The sequence below is a fragment of the Lentzea sp. NPDC051213 genome (genome assembly GCF_044455585.1).
GTDB lineage: Bacteria > Actinomycetota > Actinomycetes > Mycobacteriales > Pseudonocardiaceae > Lentzea.
Map to the genome: position 1 here is coordinate 694512 of NZ_JBITEX010000006.1, position 18040 is coordinate 712551.

The window sequence follows — 18040 nt, forward strand, 5'->3', positions numbered from 1 at the left end:
TACTGGGGAGCGTGGAGCTCCTCGACAGCAGTCAGCGGTCCAACGTGTGGGCCGACGGCGACCGCATCGTCAAGCAGGTCATCGGCGATGCGGTCGCCTTCGCCCGCGAGATCACCGCGCTGCGGCTCGCCGAGCACACCGGGATGGTGCCGCGCATCCTCGACGTCGACGAGGACGCGCGGACCGTCGTGCTGGAGCGGCTCCGTTCCGATCCCCCGCGCGAGGACTGGGTGATCGACTACGCCCGCGGGCTCGCCCGGCTGCACGCCGCGACCGGGCCGGAGCACGCGGGGGCGCTGCCGCGTCAGCAGATCCCGGACCCCACGCCGTTCCTGAGGTTCGTGCGAGCGCTGGACGTGGAGATCGGGGACGCCGAGGACGAGCTGGCGTTCGAGGACACGGGGAAGTTCGACCTGCTGCACGGCGACCCGTGTCCCGGCAACGACATGTACACCGACGCGGGCGCGCGGTTCGTCGACCTGGAGGGTGCTGCGCTGGGCGACGGGATCAGCGAGCTCGTCTACCTCGGGATGGGGTTCCCGACCTGCGCGACCGTCACGGAAACGCCCCGGGACCTGCGCGAAGCCGCTGAGCAGGCCTACTTCGAGGAACGCGGCTTCTCGGGCGGACTCGAGGAGGCTTGTGTGCGATGGCTGGTGCAGGGCGACACGTTGGTGCAGCGGTTCGACCGTGACGGCACCGACCACCTCGCCAGGGTGGTCGACGAGGACTGGTTCTGGTACAGCACCACGGCGCGCGGCCGGCTGATGTTCCGGGCACGGGTGGTGGCGGCGTTCACCGAGACCCATCCGAAGATGAGCGCGCTCGCCCGGCGGTTGCACGAGCGGATGAGCCGGATCTGGGAGCCGCAGCCGATCGGGACGGTGCGGACGCACGTGTCATGACCAGGCGGACAACCTGAGCTGGGACGTGAACTCGCGCGGATCCCCGGTCACCGGGTCCACAAAGGACAACGTGCGGGCGAGCAGCTGCAGGGGCGAGGAGAAGTCCTCCAGGGGGCGCTCGTGCAGCACCGGGTAGAAGTCGTCGTTCACGATCGGCACCCCGAGCCCGGACATGTGCAGGCGCAGCTGGTGGGTGCGACCGGTCAGCGGCTTCAACCGGTAGCGGCCCAACGCATCGCGTTGCTCCACAAGGGACACGTGCGTCTCGGCGTTGGGTTCGCCGTCCACCTCGAACGCGGTGATGATGCCGCGCTCCTTCATGATCCGCGACCGCACCACCCGCGGCAGCTCCAGCGCGGGCGAGACCGGGGCGATCGCCTCGTACTCCTTCTGCACCAGGCGATCGCGGAACATCGTCTGGTACTTGCCGCGCACCTCGCGGCGCACCACGAACAGGACTAGGCCGGCGGTGACGCGGTCCAGGCGGTGCGCGGGGGAGAGGTCGGGCAGGCCGAGTGAATCGCGCAGGCGGACCAGCGCGGTCTGCATGATGTGCGCGCCGCGCGGGATCGTGGCGAGGAAGTGCGGCTTGTCGGCGATCACGATGTTGTCGTCCTGGTAGACGACGCCCACCTCGAACGGGACGGGCACCTCGATAGGCAGGTCGCGGTGGAACCAGATGTAGCTGTCGGGCTCGTACGGCGCGTCGATGGCCAACGGCCCGGAGATGTTCCAGATCCGTTCCTCGCGCAGCATCTCGTCGATCCGGGCCGGGGCCACGCGCGGCAGGCGGGACACCAGGTGGTCGCGCAGGGACGGCCACGAGCCTTCTGGCAGGCGGAGGCGGGCCGCGTCCAGGCCGTTGCGCTGGGGGAGGGGGGAGGTGGGTTTGCGTCTCATCGCACCTAGCAGTCTAAAGGTTCAGGAAAACCGAACGATATCGCTCGCAAACATTCGCTGTACCGATGAGACCTGGTCAACAAGGCTGTACGCATGGCGGTCTTCCTGGTCCTCGGTTCGGTCATCTCACTGCAGTTCGGCGCGGCGTTCGCGAGTCAGCTCTTCGGGCAGATCGGTGCGCCGGGGGCCACGGCGCTGCGGCTCGGCATCGCGGCGTTGATGCTCGCTGTGGTGGTGCGGCCGAAGTTCCGCCAGGAGACGATCGTGCTCGGGATGACCATGGCGGGCATGAACGGCACGTTCTACCTCGCGCTCGACCGGATTCCGCTCGGTGTGGCGGTCACGATCGAGTTCCTCGGGCCGCTCGGGCTGGCGGCGATCCTGAGCCGCCGGGCCAAGGACTTCGTGTGGGTCGGGCTGGCGCTGGCCGGTGTGCTGATCCTGGGTGTCCGCGAGTACACCGGGGCGAAGCTCGACCTGATCGGTGTCGCGCTCGCGCTGCTCGCGGCCGCGTTCTGGGCCTGCTACGTGCTGGCCGGCCGCAAGCTCGCGACGGAGGGGCTCGGCACCGGCGGGCTCGCGGGCGCGAGCCTCATCGCGGCGGCGCTGACGCTGCCGTACGGCCTGTCCACCGCGGGCACGAAGTTGTTCGACCCCAAAATCCTGCTGCTCGGCTGCCTGGTGGCGCTGCTGGCGTCCGCGATCCCGTACACCCTCGAGATCAAGGCGCTCAAGACGTTGCAGGCCAACACGTTCGGGGTCGCGCTGGCCCTGGAACCCGCGGCGGCCGCGCTCGCCGGTGCGGTGCTGCTCGGTCAGCACCTGAGCGCGGTCTCGTTGGGCGCCATCGCGTTGGTGATCATCGCAGGGGCCGGAGCGGCGCTACAGAAAGCGCCAAAGCCTCGCGAAACGCCTGCACGGCAGGATGCTGACCTCGTCCTGCCCGTGCCGCAGTGAACAGCAGGCGCGACTGGGGCACGGGCAGTTCGTGCAGGTCGGCGGTGACCTCGCGGTCGTACCAGATCAGGTCGGGCAGCAGCGCGACCGCGAGTCCCCGTTCCACGAACCGCAGCTTCACCAGCACGTCGGTCGAGGAGAAGCGGACGTCGGGCTCGAAGCCGTTGTGCCGGCACCAGTTCACGCCGAAGACCCGCTGCGGCATGCCGGCCGGTTCCATGATCCACGGATAGTCGGCGACCTCGGAGGCGGCCAGCCCGCGCGGGACGGCCAGGCGGATCGGGTCGCGGCACACCTCCCGGTATTCCAGGCCGGAGAAGCGGGGTTCCGGCTGATCCGGCCACTCCTCCACGAAGACGAGATCGAACTCCCTGGCGTTCAAACCGGAAAGCGCTTCCGCGGGGTCGAGCACCTGGAACTCGATTCGCAGTGACGGGTGCTCGTCCCGCATGCGGACGAGCGTCGCCGGGATCAACGCCAGCGCCGCGGTCTGGAACGTCGCGACCCGCAGCGTGCCGGTGATCTCGTGCAGCGAGGCGGCGACCTCCGACTCGGCCTGTTCGAGCCTCGCCAGCACCTCTTCGGTGTGCCGCACCAGGATCTCGGCCTGCGGGGTCAGCTTCACCCGCCTGCCGACGGGTTCCAGCAGCGGCACGCCGACCTCGGTCTCCAGCAACGACAGCTGCTGCGACACCGAGGACGGGCTGTAGTTCAGCGCCTGGGCGACGGCGGCGAGCGTGCCCCTTTGGGAAAGTTCCCGCAGCAATCGAAGACGGTGGAGGTCGAACATCGGATCATTATCCGATACAGTGCCGATACCGCCCCCTGAGAAGACGTGCTGTCCTCAGCACGTTTTGAGGAGGTATCGGTATGTCCAAACGACTCCGCACCGTCGCGGGGCTCGCTATGGCGACCGGTCTGCTCGTGGCGGGTTCTCCCGCACTGGCACAGGTGGAAACCGGGCCGTGGACCAGCGAATCACCGTCCTTCACCGTGCAGGAGCGCGGCTGCGGCACGGTCAGCGGTCTCACGTTCCAGCTCACCTGTTCCACCGCGAGCGGTGATCAGCGTGCCGAGCGCCGGTATGCCACTTACACCGGCGGCACGCGTCAGTTCCAGGGCAGCTTCCGGATCACGAGTCTCGGCGGCACCCGCATCAGTCTCAAGCAGACGTTCCGCGAGGCACCCAGCGCGGGACCGTTCTGGATGCTCGCCGTGGAACGCGGCGGACGGCTCTACGCCGTGCACGGTGGTGCGACCATCGCCACCGGCGCGACCGTGGGCGCGACCGTGCGCGTGAACACCGTGCACAACACGGCCACGGAACACCGCACGTACATCAACGGCTCGCGGGCACACACCTATGCGAGCTCGGGTACGAGCTTCTACCACAAGTTCGGCGCGTATCGGACGGCGAGCGGCCAGGGACCGGCGACGGTCGTCTGGAGCGGAATCCAGTTCTGGCGCAAGTGATAGCTCTGCCTTGAACAAACTCACCACCACGTTGGTAGTCCTGCTGTTCTTGGCGGCCTGTGGCCAGGAACAGCAGGACCCCGCGCTGACGTCCGAGCTGACCTCGCCCACCGACGTGACGCTGCACTGGCGTCCGGAGGCGGGGTCGTCCGGGCAGGTCGTCGAGTACGCGAACGCGGCCGACGGCGAGTACGTGATCCTCGAGTTCAGCCCACCGGCCAAGAACTCGTACAGACATCCGGACCTGATCCCGGAAACCCAGTTCTACTACCGGGTCCGGCCGTACACGGGGCCCGCCTCGGCCACTGTGGACGTCGCGTTGCCGCCAGGTGAGGACGTGCCGGAGATCGAGGGGCCGGACTGGACCGCGGCGCGCAAGGACGGCAAGGGCACGCACCCGGTGTCCTCGTCCGAGGCGGCGGCGCGGAACCTGAAGGCGGAGGTGAAGCACGCCAACGGGATCCTGTTCACGTGGGACGACCACGCGTCCGACGAGGACGGGTACCTGATCGAGGTCAAGCCCGCGGGCGCGGCGGACTACCGCGTCGCGGTGCAGCTCGATCCGGACGTCACCTCGTACGGGGTGATCACACTCCCAGACGAGAAGACCGCCACCTATCGGGTGCGGCCCTTCCGGTTCGGGACGGCGTCGAATCTGACGCATCAGAAGACGGGGAAGGTCTGAGCGCCTGTCTGGCACTCCACGTGCTCGCGGCGATGAGTAACGCCGCGAGCACGTAGGGCCACGTCGTGTGTTCGGTGGCGGCCAGCAAAACGTTGGTCGCGGAGAGCAGTCCGAAGACGCCGCTGAGCAGCCACCAGGTCAGTTGATCTTCACGTGGGAGCGAGGTCACGGGGCGGGCTACCCGTTCTCCGGCTCCCTCACACCTTCTTCGCCTTCTTTTTTCTCGCCGCGGCGGCGCATGAACCCGAAGCCGGGGATGCCGATGATCGCCTGGCGCAGGTCGCTCGTGACCTCGAGCAGCTGGTGCACCTCGGGACCGACTTTGTCCAGCGTGGCGAGGATCGGCAGGATGTCGTTGGTCAGGTGCTCGGTCAGCACCGGCAGTTCGTCGACGAGCTTGATCGCGGCCTCGATCTCGTGCGGCGAGAGCTCGTCCACGAACCGCTTCGCGAGCGGCTGCGCCTGCTTGGCGATCGGTTCGTAGATCCCGATCAGCTCGTTCGCCGTGTGCGCGGTGTGGCCGGCGGTCGTGACGACCTGCCCGGCGCGGTCCGCGACGTCGCTCGCGCTCGCCGTGATCGCGCGGACCTCGTCGACGGCCTTCTCCGCGTCCGCGACGACGTGGCTGGTGCGATCGACGAGCACGTCGGCCTTCCGCACGATGCCGTTGATGTCGTCGATCGTGCCGCTGACCTTGCGGACGAGCTGCTCGACCTCGCCGATCAGGCCCAGCACGCGGCCGGGGACCGCTGCCACGGTCGCCGTCGTCTCGATCGCTGTGTCGATGGCGGTGCCGAGCGTCCGCCTGGCCAGTCCCATCCCGGGGATCTCCATACACCCACTCTGCCCTATGTGTTGATCAGTTCGGGGTAGCGCCATTCGTTTTCCGGAACTGTCAGACCCCGTCATTACATTCGTTGATGTCCGCCAGTCGGCTGACCGGGCGATCCGGGAACCGTGCACCGTCCGAAGTTGTCATAGCCGGGGGTTAGCATCCCCGGCGGGCGAGGGAGGCGCGCATGGCTTGGTGGCACCGGATCAGACGCATTATCTCCGGTGGAGGGCGGGAATCGGCGAGTTTCGTCGCGGCGCTGCTGGGTGTGCTGGTGCTCGCGGGCGCCGCACTGGGGCAGGGCATCTCGCGCACTTCTGTGGACGTGTCCGACGGTCTCACCTGGCTGGGTGACGACCAGCGGGGCGAGGTGGTGCAGGTCAACCCGGTGTCGGGCAAGCCGCAGACGCGCCTGCAGATCAGCGGGCCCGACTCGCAGCTGGAGATCGCCCAGGAGGACGGTCGCCTGATCATCCTGAACCGGCGCACCGGCGAGATCACCGTCATCGACCTCGCGACCCTGCTCGCCTCCGGCCGCCGCCAGGCGCCGCCCGGTGCGACCAGCAAGGTGCTGGTGGCGAACGGACTGGTGTTCGTCGTCGACCGCGCGGCGGGCACCGTGCACACGGCGGACCCGATGACGCTGGCCGACATCGGGCAGACGTGGCAGGCGGGTCAGCCGCTCGCGGACGCCGTGGTGGACGAGCGCGGCGTGCTGTGGCTGGTGGATCACGGCGGCACGCTGCGGTCGCTCGACTGGTCCGACGACGAGGAACGGTTCCAGGAGCGGTCGCAGCGCCAGGTCACCGGTGCCGGACCGCGCACCGTGCTCGTGCCGCACGACCAGGGCGTGACGCTGATCGGTCTCGACGGCGGCGTGATCCTGCGTGACGGCACGGGGGAGGACAGGTCGTCGTCGACAGACCGCTCGAACGCCGAGGTGCTCGCCGCGCAGACCGCGCCGGTCGACCTGGTGCCCGCGTCGGTGCCGGAGTCCTCGGTCGTCGTGCTGGTCGTCGCGGGCGAGGTCTTGCGCGTCGACGTCGGTGCGATGGGCTGTCCGAAACCGGGGCGTCCTGCTGTGTACCGCGACAAGGTCTACGTGCCGTGCAAGGGATCGGGCAAGGTCATCATCCTGGACCGCTCCGGCGGCCGCGGTGGTGACGACGTCCGCACGTCCGGTGGGTCCGATCCGGAGCTGGTGTTCGACGACGGCCGGTTGTTCGTGAACGTGCCGGGCTCCTCGACGGGCGTGCTGGTCGACACCGACGGCGCGACGCGGTCGCTGACGATCCGCAGCCCTGAGGTGCCCGTGAAGGACCCGGACCGCTCGCCGCCGCCGTCGGTGCCACCGCCTCCGCCGCCGAACCCGAACGAGCCGACGAAGCCGCCGCGCAACCCCGGCACCAACCCGCCGCCGCCACCGGACGTGCCCGCGCCACCGTCGTCGACGCCGCCTTCTTCTTCTGGTGGCGGTGCACCGGCGGCACCGGCCGGCGTGACGGTGCGGGAGAAGTCGCGCACCGCCTCGGCGCTGGTCGTGACGGTGAGCTGGAACGCGGCCACCTCCACCGACCCGATCGTGGGCTACACCGTGGCGGGCTCCGGCTCGTTCAGCGGCGGCTCGGTCTCGGCTCAGGTGAGTGGCACGTCGACTGATTTGTCGGTGCCGTGCACGGGTTCCACGTTCTGCACGAACGGCAGGCTGGACGTGACGGTGCGGGCGTCGACGGCGGCGACCGCGGGTGCGGCGGGCATGGCGGCGTTCACGGTGACGCCGCCCAACACGCCGCCTCCGAACACGCCTCCGCCCAACACCCCGCCGCCTCCACCCCCTCCGCCTCCGACCACGCCTCCGCCCAACACGCCGCCTCCTCCGCCGCCTCCACCCCCGCCACCGCCGCCGTCCTTGCCGAGCGCGGGTGCCGTGGTGATCACGTCGGTCAGCGGTGTGCGCACCAACCCGACGCGCCGCGTGAACATGGCGCCGCCCGCGGACTGGGCGAGCCACAACGGGCGCTGCGAGGTCGTGAACAAGACGTTCGGGTTCGCCGCCGGCATCCCGTGCAACGCGACCACGGCGTCGATCGACGTGGACGAGGGCAGCAACCAGATCGTCGTGCGCGCCTACGCGGCGACCGGTGGCGGTCAGGTCGAGTCGGCCGGGAGGAACGCGATCTTCACCTACGACGAGTGCGCGGGCAAGCCGAGCTGCATCCCGCGCATGGCCCCCGCCGGCATGGACACCGCGCCTGCGGGTGCGGGTGGTCTGGGGTTGCTGGTGAGCGCTTTCCTGCTGCGCATCGGTGTTCGCAGAGAAGAGGACAAGTGATCGACACCGGAGAGGTCTCGGCGTTCCGCGACCTGCACACCCGGCTGGGTGACGCGGTCGAGAGCGCCGTGCGCGGCAAGCGTGACGTGGTCGACCTGGTGCTGGTGGCGATGTTCGCGGGCGGTCACGTGCTGCTGGAAGACGTGCCAGGCACGGGAAAGACGACGCTGGCGCGCGCTGTGGCGGGTGCGCTCGGCGGCGTGTCCCGGCGTGTGCAGTTCACGCCGGACCTGCTGCCGTCGGACGTGACGGGCACCTCGGTCTACGACCCGCAGACGGGGCAGATCCGGTTCCGGCCGGGTCCGGTGTTCGCGAACATCGTGCTGGCGGACGAGATCAACCGCGCGGCCGCCAAGACGCAGTCCGCGCTGCTGGAGGTCATGGAGGAGCGGACCGTCACGATCGACGGTGTCGGGCACGCGGTGCCGGACCCGTTCCTCGTGGTGGCCACGCAGAACCCGATCGACCTCGACGGCACCTACCGGTTGCCCGAAGCTCAGTTGGACCGCTTCATGCTGCGGACCTCGATCGGCTATCCGTCGCTGGACGACGAGCTGGACGTGCTGCGTCCTGGCAGCGGGGCGGGCCGGATCGCGGATGTCCGCACGGTGACGTCGCCGCGCGAGGTGAGCGCTTTCAGCGGGCGGCTGGCGTTGCTGCACGTGGCGGACCCGATCCTGCACTACGTGTCCGGGCTGGGTGCGGGTACCCGCACCGACGAGCGGCTGCGGCTCGGCACCTCGACGCGTGGCCTGCGGACGCTGGTGCGGTGCGCCCAGGTGTACGCGGCGTCGAAGGGGCGTCATTTCGTGGTGCCGCAGGACGTTCAGGACATCGCGGACGCGGTGCTGGCCCACCGGCTGGTGCTGACCCGGGAGAGCGTGCTGGCGGGCGTGACGACGTCGGAGGTGCTGGCCGACGTGCTCTCGCGGGTGCCGGTGCCCAAGCCCGCGGCGCAATGAGACTGACCCTGCGCGGCACCGGGACTGCGGTGCTGGGCGTGCTGATGCTCGGTGTCGGCCTGTGGTGGCGGTACGCGGGCATGGCGGCGTTCGGCATCGCGCTGTCCGCACTCGTGATCGCCTCGGTCGTGTCGGTGCTGGTCGCATCGCCGTTGTCGACGCATCGGACCGTGCGGCCGCGCACCGTGCCACGGCTGGCGCGGTGCAACGGCCGGCTGGAGCTGTCGGCCACCGGACGGTGGCCGGTCGCGCTGGACGCGGTGGACCTGGTGGCGGGCTCGCCGATGGCGGTGGACGTGCCGCTGCTGAAGCCCGGTGCGGTGGAGGCGGTCGACTACGCGATCCCTACCGAGCGGCGCGGTGTGTTCGACGTCGGGCCGTTGACGTTGCGGCGCAAGGGATTGGCCGGTCTGGCGCAGGCGCGGACCGTGGTCGGTGATGTCGTGCAGGTGCGGGTCGTGCCGCGCGTGCTGCCGGTGCGCGGGCTGCCGTCCGGTGCGCGGCGCGGTCAGGTCGGCGCCGACGAACGCGTGGAGCGCGGCGGCACGGACCTGGTGGGGCTGCGGGAGTACGTGCCGGGCGACGACCTGCGGCGGCTGCACTGGGCGACCTCCGCGCGCACCGGCACGCTGATGATCCGCGAGGACGCCGACCCGGCGCGGCCGCACCTGGCCGTGCTGCTGGACGACAACCGCGCCTCGTACGCCGAGGAGCAGCGGTTCGAGGAGGCGGTCGAGGTCGCGGCCTCGCTGGTCACCTCGGCGCTGGAGCAGGGGCACCCGGTGCGGTTCCTGACGTCGTCCGGTGGCACCGATCTGGAGGAGACACAGGACTCGGCGCCGATCCTGTCGGCGCTGGCGGACCTGGAACTGCGCGACGTCGACGGCCGGCCGACGGTGCCGGTGCGGGATCTCGACGTGGTGGCGGTGATCACCGGTGCGATGGTGCCCGCGCTGGTGCTGGAGGCCGGGCGGGCGGCGTTCGGCACGGTGCTCGTGGTGGAGGAGAAGCGGCCCGTGGGTGCCGCCGGGACGGTGCTGGTGATCAGCGGCGCGAAGGCGGAGGACCTGGTCGACTCGTGGAACGCGGTGGTGGCGCGGTGAGGCGCGGGCGGGTGGACGCGGTTCTGGTGAGGCGGCTTCGACGTGCCTGGAGCGGGGAGGCGGCCCGATGAAGTTCGCCTGGGTGGCCGCCGTCCTCCTCGTCGGCTCGCTGCAGCTGGCGCAGGCGTGGGACGGCGCGATCGTCTACTTCGGACTGGCCGCGTTCGCCGGGTTCCTCGCGCTGTTGCTCAAGAAACTCGTGCCGGCCGGGCTTGCGGGCCTCGCGGTCATGGCACTCGCGATGGCGGGTGGCTTCTTCGCGGCACGTGGCGCGTCCCCGGATCGCGACCCGACGTGGGTGCTGCTGGACACGGTGCCCCGGCTGCTCACCGCCGCCCGCCCCGCTCCTGCCACGCCCGAACTGCTGGTGCCGGGGCTGCTGCTGATCATCGGTGTCTCCACGGTGACGGTGCTGTCGGTGACCAGGCGGGGGACGGCGTTGTTCGTGCCCGCGCTGGGTGTTTCGGTGCTGTACGTGTCGGCCGCGCTGCTCACCACGGGCAAGGCGGACCGCTACGGCCTGGTCGCCCTCGTGCTGGTCGTGCTGCTGGCGCTGGGCTGGCTGATCATCGACCGGCGCGGTCCCGTGGTGCCGCCCGCGGTGCTCGCGGTGTCGCTGGCCGCGCTGACGTTGCTGACGATCGTGTTGCCCACCAACGGTTTCGAGCCGCGCAAGCTGGTCACCCCGCCGATCACCGACGTCGCCATCGCGAACCCGTTGCCGCAGCTCGCCGCGTGGGCCGCGCAGGGGGACGCGGAGCTGTTCCGGATGCGCGGGCCCGAGGTGCCGGTGCGGCTGGTGACGCTGAGCAGGTACTCCGGCGCGTCGTGGGAAGCCGCCAGCACGTACGGGCCGCTCGGTGTGGTGGAGGCGCCGGATCTGCCCATCGGGGGCAGGTCCCAGGACGCGACCGCCGACCTGCGGATCACCGGGTTGCAGGGAGAGTGGCTGCCCGGCGTGGGCAAGCCGCAGGCGGTGTCGCTGAGCACCGCGATGGTCGACCCGGACACGGGTTCCCTGGTGGTCGCGGAAGGCGTGCGGGCCGGGCTGACCTACACCGTGCGCGGCGTGGTGGAGACGCCCGCGGACACCGACCTCGCCGAGGCCTCGGTGCCGTCCGACGCGACGCGGTACACGGCGTTGCCGCGCTTGCCGTTCACGCTCGCCGAGTACGCCAGGCAGGCGACGTCGAGCGCGCGCACGCCGTATGAGAAAGCCGTTGCGCTGGAACAGGTCGTGCGCCTCAACCGCAGACCGGACGCGGAGGCGCCGGTCGGCTCCTCGTACGCGCGGCTGGAGACGTTCCTGTTCGGCGGGGAGGGCGAGGCCGGTGCGGGCGCCGGGACGGCCGAACAGTTCGCGTCGGCCTATGCAGTGCTGGGGCGGGCGGTCGGGCTGCCGACGCGGGTAGTGGTCGGGTTCCAGCCGGTGCCGGAACAGGACGGCGAACGCATCATCCGCGCCGCCGACGCCACCGCCTGGCCGGAGGTGTACTTCAGCGGGTGGGGTTGGGTGGCGTTCGACCCGGTGTCGGGCAACGGAAGCGGGCCCAGCGCCGCCTCGAAGCGCGAGGTGCTCAACCGCCTGGCGTCCACCACCGCGAAGCCGCCGCCCACGTCGCTGGCGTCCGTGCCACCGCTGGTGCAGCCGACGGCCGTGGCACCGGACGCGGTGGCCGCGCCCGCGGCGCCGAAGGGCTTTCCGTTCTGGGTGCTGACACCGGTCCTGCTCGTGATCGCGCTGTACGCGGCGCGGACGACGCGGCGGGTGCGGCTGCGGTCGGCCGGGCCGGTGGGGGCGTGGCATGAGGTGCTGGACGCCCTGCAGTTGGCCGGGCTCGGGCCCAGGCCGAGCCGGACGGTGCCGGATGTCGGGCGGGAGTGGGGCGAGGCCGGGGTGAGGCTGGCCGCGATGGTGGACCAGGCCGCGTTCGCGCCTAAGCCGGGAACGGGTGGGGGTGCGGGAACGGGTGCGGGTGCGGGAACGGGAACGGGAACGGGAACGGGTGCGGGTGCGGGTGCGGGTGCGGCAGGCTCGCCGAACGGCTGGCAGCTCGCCCGCCAGGTCCGCAAGTCGGTGCGGCGCAAGGCTTCCTGGTGGCGCAGGGTGGTGTGGGCGATCGACCCGCGGCCGCTGTTCCGCCGCTGAGCTCGCTGCGCTGTTCCGCCGCCGAGCCCGCTGCGACGCCGCTAATTCTTGTTGGCGCAGACCTTGGCCGAACTGCCGCGTTCACCGCCATAACCAAAGGCTGCGATCTGGAAGCACCGCCGCTGCCCACCGCCGTCCTCGATCACGTACTTCGTGCTGCCCCCGGTCACCCTGGTCACCGCGACCGGCTTGGCGCCGGTCACGTCGATCACCACGAACTCGGCCTGTCCGTCGCTCGGGTCGCTCCACTCCAGCTCGATCGTCTTGCCCTTGTACTCCGCCCGCTTGAGCACAGGCATGAACTTCGGGTCGGCGTTCGGCGGCGGGCCCGCGGCGGTGGACTCCGAGGTCGGTACCGGCAGCGTCGTGGTCACAGGGGACTGGGCCTGCTGATCGCCGGGGCGGTTGAGGAGCAGGCCCGCGAGGACACCGCCCGTCACCGCGACCACGGCCAGCAGCGCCAGCACACCGGCGCGCCTGCTCTTGCGCGCCGGGGCGGTCATGGGTTCGACCGGGGGCAGGTCGACCGTCGGCAGCACCGCCACCGGCCGGGGTGGAACAGGCGCCACGAGGTCGTGCTGCCGGTAGGTCAGGTCCGCGAGCTGACCCCGCCAGGAGTCGTCGGGCTCCGGGACCGGCTCCGGTTCCGGGTCGGGCTCGGGCACGAAACCTCGCGGGCCGAAGCCGGGCGCCTCGGTCGGGCCGTCCGGGATGACCCACGTGCGTTCGCCCAGCATCGCCGTCGAGTCCGGGTCCACAACGGACACTGACGGCGCGGTGCCGGAACTCACCGCCATCAACGCGTCGCGCAGCTCCTGGGCCGAGGCGAAGCGTTCCGCGCGTTCCTTGCGCAGGCAGCGGTTCAGCACGGCGGCCAGTGAGGCGGGCACGTCGAAACGGGTGAGGGAACGGGGTTCGGCCCGGCTGACGCGGCCGACGTAGGAGAGCAGCGTGTCCTCGTCGGGGTTGTCCGAGGCGAACGGCGGTTTGCCCTCGAGCAACGTGAACAGGGTCGAGCCGAGCGACCAGATGTCGTCGGCGAACGACGGGGTGCCGCCCTCCAGCATCTGCGGGGCCGCGTGCCGGTAGCTGACCATCTGCAGTGACGCCGAGTGGCCGGCGTCGGCGCCGCGGGCGATGCCGAAGTCGGCCAGCACGTAGGAGGTCGGGAGCACCAGGACGTTCTGCGGCTTCACGTCGCGGTGCAGGATGCCCTGGCCGTGCGCGAACGCCAGCGCGTCGGCGACCGCGATGCCGGCGGCCACCACGTCCGGTACGGGCAACGGGCCCATGGCGCGCAAACGGTCGTGCAGCGAGCCGCGTTCGTAGTACTCCATGACGATGCACGGGCGGCCATCCGGCAGGGTGCCCGTGTCCAGCACCGTCACGATGTGGGGGTGCTGGCGGCCGAGTTCGACGGTGATCGCCAGCTCGCGGCGGAAACGGGTCACCGTCGCCGGGTCGGTCACCTGGAGGACCTTCACCGCGACGTCGCGGCCCAGCCCGTCCTGGCGGGCGCGGTAGATCGTGCCCTCGCCGCCCTGCGCGATCACGCGGAAAGCGCTGAAGCCCGGTAACGCGATCCCGGGCGCCTGCGCGGCACCCTGCGCGGGTGCCCAGGCCATCAGATCGTCTTCCACCAACGGATCCTATCCCGGCGAGGTCGGCTCACCCGGACGTTCGGCGCAGCCGCGCTCGAGGTTCAGTCGGAGCGCACCTTCACCTGGAATCCCAACGACTGCAGCATTCCGGTGAGCATCACCCTGGTGTTGTCCTCGGCGCGTTTCAGCAGCTCCGACTGCCGTGCCGCCTCGGTGATCTTGGCTTCGCCGGCGAGGTAGAACCGTTGCTGGTCAGGCGTTTCCACGAGCGCCTTGAGATCGTCGATCAGGCCGCGCTCCTGGCTGAAGACGTACGAACGGTCGTGGTGGATGTTCGGCTTGTCCAGTTGCGGCTTCGGCAGCCGCAGCTCGACCGTCTTCCGGTCTTCTGACAGGACCAGCCCGTCCTCGGCGAGCGAACCGAGATCGATGTAGGCGTTGACAGAACCGGCGACCACGAACAGCGTGCGTTGACCGGCCAGTGCGTCGGGTACCCACTTGACGTCCTGCTCGATGTCCAGCACGACCTGGAATTCGCCTGCTGCGGCGTGATACTGGCTGAGGTCGCGCACGGCCTTGAGCATCGCCGGCTGGCTGCGGTCTATCGATTCGTCACCGAATGGCCTGAACTGGTCGAAGATGAACACGGCCGCGCCGAGGAGGATGAAGACGGCAGCGACCAGGGCTCCACGCGTCACCGAACGCTTGTACACCGCGTTGGTGTACCCGTGAGGTAATGCGCTCACTCGGTCCGTATGGGCTAATCGACCCGTGCGGAATCAGACCCGTGCCGATCTGGTTGGCTTTGGACGAGACGGGAACGATTGCTTTGGAGGCGTGCGGTGCTGGACCCGGAGAACCTGTACGAGGTCGACTCGGAGGTGCCGGACCTCACAGGTGCGGTGCTGCTGCACCACTTCGAGGGATTCATGGACGCCGGAGCCGCCGGCCGGCTGCTGGCTGAGCACCTGCTGGAGACCCTCGAAAGCCGTGTCGTCGCCCGCTTCGACATCGACGGCCTGATCGACTACCGGTCCCGCCGGCCGCTGATGACCTACGCGACCGACCACTGGGAGGACTACGCCGCCCCGGAACTGGTCGTGCACCTGCTGTGGGACAGCGCGGGGCACCCGTTCCTGCTGCTCAGCGGTCCCGAGCCGGACCGCGGCTGGGAGACGTTCGTGCTCGCCGTGCGGTCCCTGATCGACCGCTGGGGCGTGCGCCTCACCGTCGGTTTCCACGGCATCCCGATGGGCGTGCCGCACACGCGTCCGCTGAACGTCATCGGCCACGCGACCCGGCCCGAGCTCGTGTCCGAGTACCAGCCGTTCTTCAACCGCGTGCAGGTGCCGGGCAACGTGTCGGGCCTGCTGGAGTTCCGGCTGGGCAAGGCGGGTCAGGACGCGATGGGTTTCGCCGCCCAGGTGCCGCACTACCTCGCGCAGTCGACCTACCCGACCGCCGCCGTCACCCTGCTGGACGCCGTCGCCCGTGCCACCGGGCTGGCGCTGCCCATCGGGTCGCTGGTCGACGCGGCGCAGGCCGCCGACGCCGAGATCCACCGGCAGGTCGCGGAGTCCGAGGAGGTGGCCCAGGTCGTGGAAGCGCTCGAGCGGCAGTACGACGCGTTCATCCAGACTGTGGGCAACACCGACCTCCCCAGCGCGGACGAACTGGGCGCCGAGTTCGAGCGGTTCCTGGCCGAGCAGCAGCGTCCGCCGGACCACCTGTAGGAGTGTGAGAACCGATGGCCACCTGGGACGACGTGCACCGGATCGCCACCTCCATGCCCGATGTGACGGAGCGGGTGCGGGAAGGCGTCGTCGACTGGAGGGTCAAGGACAAGCTCTTCGTGTGGGAACGGCCGCTGCGCAAGACCGACCTGGCGGCGCTGGGCTCCTCCGCCCCTTCCGGGCCCATTCTGGCCGCTCGGGTGCCGGATCTGGGGGCCAAGGAGGCGCTGCTCGCCTCCGACCGGACGGTCTACTTCACCACGCCGCACTTCCACGGGTATCCGGCGATTCTGGTGCGGCTGGAGCACATCGGGCTGGGGGAGCTGGAGGAGTTGATCGTGGAGGCGTGGCACGCGCGGGCGCGGCGGCGGTAGCGGGTGGAGTTCTTCTGCTACCACCGGGATCGGCCCGGTTCGCTGCCGTTGCGCGAGCGGTTGGGCGAGGAGCACTGGTCCTACATGGACCGGTTCGAGCTGATCGCCCGCGGCCCCACCTTCGCCGGTGACGTGGTCACCGGCAGCGTGCACATCGTCGACCTGCCGGACGCCGCGGCGGCGCGTGCCTTCGCGTTCGACGAGCCGAACTACCAGGCCGGCGCGTACCGCGATGTGCTGCTGCGCAGGTGGAACAACGTGCTCGGGCGCACGATGTGGGACTTTCCCGGCGGCCGTGAAGGCGGGGGACACCTGGTGCTCGGGTTCGGGCAGGGGGAGGCCGTCGACCTCGTCCCGGCGCGCACGGACGAGTTGATCACGTACGGCCCGTTGCTGTCCGACGACGGCACGGTCTGGCTGGGTACGGCCGCGCTGGTCAGGTCTGCTGACCCGCGTTCGGTCCTGACCGTCGACCGCTACGACGCGGTCGAGGTCCACAAGTGGGAGTTCGGCGGCCGCCGCTAGTAGCTGACGAACCGGTAGTGCAGGCCTGAGCTGGACTCCTGCCACTCGCCCACGCTGACCGGCTCGCGGTCGACCACCGGTGCGTACGTGTCGCCCTCGACGACCTCGCGGATCTCGGTCACCTCGACCCGGTCCGCGAACGGCAGCGTGGCCGCGTACACCGCGGAACCGCCCATCACCCACAGGTCGCCGGTGACGTCCGCGAGCGCCTTCTCCAGGCTGTCGAACGTCTCGGCGCCGTCCTGCGGCGTGCGGGAAAGGACCAGGTTGCGGCGGTCCGGCAGGGGGCGGAAGCGCGGGGGCAACGACTCCCAGGTGCGGCGGCCCATCAGGACCGCCGAGCCCGAGGTGATCTCCCGGAAGTGCTTCATGTCCTCGGGGATGTGCCACGGGATGGCGTTGTCGCGGCCGATCACGCCGTTCGCGGCCTGGGCCCAGATCAGGCCGATCACACCGCCACCGGAGCCTTGATGCCGGGATGCGGGTCGTAGCCCTCGATCGTGAAGTCCTCGAACCGGTAATCGAAGAGGCTGTCGGCGGGCGCCATCCGCAGCGCCGGGAACGGGCGGACCTCGCGGCTGAGCTGGAGCTCCACCTGCTCGACGTGGTTGTCGTAGATGTGGCAGTCGCCACCGGTCCAGATGAAGTCACCGACGCCGAGACCGGTCTGGGCGGCGACCATGTGGGTCAGCAGGGCGTAGGAGGCGATGTTGAACGGCACGCCCAGGAACAGGTCCGCGCTGCGCTGGTAGAGCTGGCACGAGAGCTTGCCGTCGGCCACGTAGAACTGGAAGAACGCGTGGCACGGCGGCAGTGCCATCTGCGCGATCTCGCCGACGTTCCACGCGGACACGATGATCCGGCGCGAGTCGGGGTTCGAGCGCAGCGTCTTGAGCACCTCGGCGATCTGGTCGACGTGCCCGCCGTCCGGGGTCGGCCAGGAGCGCCACTGGACGCCGTAGACCGGGCCGAGCTCGCCCTCGGGGGAGGCCCACTCGTCCCAGATCGTGACGCCGTTGTCGCGCAGCCACTGCACGTTGCTGTCGCCGCGCAGGAACCACAGCAGTTCGTACGCGATCGACTTGAAGTGGACCTTCTTGGTCGTGATCAGCGGGAAGCCCGCGGCGAGCGGGTAGCGCAGCTGGTGGCCGAAGATCGACCGCGTGCCGGTGCCGGTGCGGTCCTGCTTGTGCACGCCCTCCTTCAGGACGTGGCGGAGCAGGTCTTCGTACTGCGTGTCGGCCATACGGGTGAGCCTACCTAGTGGCGTGGCTCAGAAGGTGGCCGGGGAATTCGCGGTCAGACGGGTGCATCGTGGTGCCGCCTCCACGTCCTCATACTGGATGTATGTGGGCGTGGGGGCGGTGCCGCGAGGCGCCCTGCTGAGCGTGAATTACCCGCACACGTTCTGAGTCACGCCACTAGCTTGAGTTTTAACCGATGGCCGCGGAGTGAGCACCCTAGTTGATCATGAGTGAAGCCCTTGGTTGATCATTCTTCTTGTCTAGG

General features: G+C 70.2%; 18 protein-coding genes. 11 read left to right on the plus strand and 7 right to left on the minus strand.

Translation table 11 applies throughout. The features are described 5' to 3' along the window. The first annotated feature begins 11 nt into the window (after positions 1 to 11). On the plus strand, positions 12 to 905 hold the full coding sequence (locus tag ACIA8G_RS28500) for a phosphotransferase family protein (RefSeq protein ID WP_396421744.1): 894 nt from the start codon (positions 12 to 14) through the stop codon (positions 903 to 905). Here ACIA8G_RS28500 and ACIA8G_RS28505 read toward each other — a convergent pair. Further along, complete coding sequence (locus ACIA8G_RS28505; RefSeq protein ID WP_396421745.1) at positions 900 to 1805, minus strand: RluA family pseudouridine synthase; 906 nt, start codon at positions 1803 to 1805, stop codon at positions 900 to 902. The two genes, ACIA8G_RS28500 and ACIA8G_RS28505, sit on opposite strands and share 6 nt — an antisense overlap. A gap of 93 nt (positions 1806 to 1898) precedes the next feature. Between ACIA8G_RS28505 and ACIA8G_RS28510 the strand changes: the two genes are divergently transcribed. Further along, entirely contained in the window at positions 1899 to 2762 is an 864-nt protein-coding gene (locus ACIA8G_RS28510) for an EamA family transporter (RefSeq protein WP_396421746.1), read from the plus strand. Here the strand turns inward: ACIA8G_RS28510 and ACIA8G_RS28515 are convergent. Next, positions 2665 to 3552 (minus strand): LysR family transcriptional regulator, encoded by an 888-nt coding sequence (locus tag ACIA8G_RS28515; RefSeq protein WP_396421747.1) that lies wholly within the window; start codon positions 3550 to 3552, stop codon positions 2665 to 2667. The two genes, ACIA8G_RS28510 and ACIA8G_RS28515, sit on opposite strands and share 98 nt — an antisense overlap. Before the next feature lie 80 nt (positions 3553 to 3632). Here ACIA8G_RS28515 and ACIA8G_RS28520 point away from each other — a divergent pair, with 80 nt between their 5' ends. After that, a complete protein-coding gene (locus ACIA8G_RS28520; RefSeq protein WP_396421748.1) occupies positions 3633 to 4235 on the plus strand; it encodes a hypothetical protein in 603 nt (200 codons plus the stop codon). Positions 4236 to 4245: 10 nt separating this feature from the next. Continuing rightward, positions 4246 to 4920 carry a fibronectin type III domain-containing protein gene (locus ACIA8G_RS28525; protein WP_396421749.1) on the plus strand — a complete coding sequence of 225 codons (675 nt, stop codon included), beginning with the start codon at positions 4246 to 4248 and terminating at the stop codon, positions 4918 to 4920. A 177-nt stretch (positions 4921 to 5097) separates the two neighbouring features. On the opposite strand, the gene ACIA8G_RS28530 is transcribed toward ACIA8G_RS28525, so the two are convergent. Beyond that, positions 5098 to 5754 carry a DUF948 domain-containing protein gene (locus tag ACIA8G_RS28530; RefSeq protein ID WP_396421750.1) on the minus strand — a complete coding sequence of 219 codons (657 nt, stop codon included), beginning with the start codon at positions 5752 to 5754 and terminating at the stop codon, positions 5098 to 5100. A gap of 185 nt (positions 5755 to 5939) precedes the next feature. Here ACIA8G_RS28530 and ACIA8G_RS28535 point away from each other — a divergent pair, with 185 nt between their 5' ends. From ACIA8G_RS28535 to ACIA8G_RS28550, 4 genes are all read left to right on the plus strand, one after another. Next, positions 5940 to 8084 (plus strand): hypothetical protein, encoded by a 2145-nt coding sequence (locus ACIA8G_RS28535; RefSeq protein WP_396421751.1) that lies wholly within the window; start codon positions 5940 to 5942, stop codon positions 8082 to 8084. Beyond that, the gene (locus ACIA8G_RS28540; protein WP_396421752.1) at positions 8081 to 9046 is read left to right on the plus strand and encodes an AAA family ATPase; all 966 of its coding nucleotides are present in this window, start codon (positions 8081 to 8083) and stop codon (positions 9044 to 9046) included. The genes ACIA8G_RS28535 and ACIA8G_RS28540 overlap by 4 nt, the downstream gene beginning before the upstream one ends. Continuing rightward, positions 9043 to 10149 (plus strand): DUF58 domain-containing protein, encoded by a 1107-nt coding sequence (locus tag ACIA8G_RS28545; RefSeq protein WP_396421753.1) that lies wholly within the window; start codon positions 9043 to 9045, stop codon positions 10147 to 10149. The genes ACIA8G_RS28540 and ACIA8G_RS28545 overlap by 4 nt, the downstream gene beginning before the upstream one ends. A gap of 67 nt (positions 10150 to 10216) precedes the next feature. After that, positions 10217 to 12298: a DUF3488 and transglutaminase-like domain-containing protein gene (locus ACIA8G_RS28550; RefSeq protein WP_396421754.1), complete on the plus strand. Its 2082-nt coding sequence runs from the start codon at positions 10217 to 10219 to the stop codon at positions 12296 to 12298. A gap of 41 nt (positions 12299 to 12339) precedes the next feature. Here ACIA8G_RS28550 and ACIA8G_RS28555 read toward each other — a convergent pair whose 3' ends face one another. Both ACIA8G_RS28555 and ACIA8G_RS28560 read right to left on the minus strand, forming a co-directional pair. Continuing rightward, a complete protein-coding gene (locus ACIA8G_RS28555) occupies positions 12340 to 13938 on the minus strand; it encodes a serine/threonine-protein kinase (RefSeq protein ID WP_396421755.1) in 1599 nt (532 codons plus the stop codon). Positions 13939 to 14000: 62 nt separating this feature from the next. Continuing rightward, a complete protein-coding gene (locus ACIA8G_RS28560) occupies positions 14001 to 14645 on the minus strand; it encodes a DUF4230 domain-containing protein (RefSeq protein WP_396421756.1) in 645 nt (214 codons plus the stop codon). 96 nt (positions 14646 to 14741) lie between these two features. Between ACIA8G_RS28560 and ACIA8G_RS28565 the strand changes: the two genes are divergently transcribed. The 3 genes from ACIA8G_RS28565 to ACIA8G_RS28575 are packed head-to-tail and all read left to right on the plus strand — an operon-like array spanning position 14742 to position 16531. Further along, complete coding sequence (locus tag ACIA8G_RS28565) at positions 14742 to 15632, plus strand: proteasome assembly chaperone family protein (RefSeq protein ID WP_396421757.1); 891 nt, start codon at positions 14742 to 14744, stop codon at positions 15630 to 15632. Positions 15633 to 15646: 14 nt separating this feature from the next. Continuing rightward, entirely contained in the window at positions 15647 to 16006 is a 360-nt protein-coding gene (locus ACIA8G_RS28570; RefSeq protein WP_396421758.1) for an MmcQ/YjbR family DNA-binding protein, read from the plus strand. Between the two features lie 3 nt (positions 16007 to 16009). After that, positions 16010 to 16531, plus strand: coding sequence for a YciI family protein (locus ACIA8G_RS28575; protein WP_396421759.1), 522 nt, complete (start codon positions 16010 to 16012; stop codon positions 16529 to 16531). Here the strand turns inward: ACIA8G_RS28575 and ACIA8G_RS28580 are convergent. Next, a complete protein-coding gene (locus ACIA8G_RS28580) occupies positions 16528 to 16983 on the minus strand; it encodes a dihydrofolate reductase (protein WP_396421760.1) in 456 nt (151 codons plus the stop codon). The genes ACIA8G_RS28575 and ACIA8G_RS28580 overlap by 4 nt on opposite strands. Next, positions 16980 to 17777 (minus strand): thymidylate synthase, encoded by a 798-nt coding sequence (locus ACIA8G_RS28585; protein ID WP_396421761.1) that lies wholly within the window; start codon positions 17775 to 17777, stop codon positions 16980 to 16982. Before ACIA8G_RS28585 ends, ACIA8G_RS28580 begins: the two co-directional genes overlap by 4 nt. Positions 17778 to 18040: the final 263 nt, after the last annotated feature.

Bases quoted from the DNA above. Each gene is read 5' to 3' on its own strand.
- ACIA8G_RS28530 (WP_396421750.1), bottom strand. From the start codon at position 5,754: ATGGAGATCCCCGGGATGGGACTGGCCAGGCGGACGCTCGGCACCGCC.
- ACIA8G_RS28585 (WP_396421761.1), bottom strand. From the start codon at position 17,777: ATGGCCGACACGCAGTACGAAGACCTGCTCCGCCACGTCCTGAAGGAG.
- ACIA8G_RS28510 (WP_396421746.1), top strand. From the start codon at position 1,899: ATGGCGGTCTTCCTGGTCCTCGGTTCGGTCATCTCACTGCAGTTCGGC.
- ACIA8G_RS28520 (WP_396421748.1), top strand. From the start codon at position 3,633: ATGTCCAAACGACTCCGCACCGTCGCGGGGCTCGCTATGGCGACCGGT.
- ACIA8G_RS28535 (WP_396421751.1), top strand. From the start codon at position 5,940: ATGGCTTGGTGGCACCGGATCAGACGCATTATCTCCGGTGGAGGGCGG.
- ACIA8G_RS28505 (WP_396421745.1), bottom strand. From the start codon at position 1,805: ATGAGACGCAAACCCACCTCCCCCCTCCCCCAGCGCAACGGCCTGGAC.
- ACIA8G_RS28545 (WP_396421753.1), top strand. From the start codon at position 9,043: ATGAGACTGACCCTGCGCGGCACCGGGACTGCGGTGCTGGGCGTGCTG.
- ACIA8G_RS28550 (WP_396421754.1), top strand. From the start codon at position 10,217: ATGAAGTTCGCCTGGGTGGCCGCCGTCCTCCTCGTCGGCTCGCTGCAG.
- ACIA8G_RS28515 (WP_396421747.1), bottom strand. From the start codon at position 3,552: ATGTTCGACCTCCACCGTCTTCGATTGCTGCGGGAACTTTCCCAAAGG.
- ACIA8G_RS28570 (WP_396421758.1), top strand. From the start codon at position 15,647: ATGGCCACCTGGGACGACGTGCACCGGATCGCCACCTCCATGCCCGAT.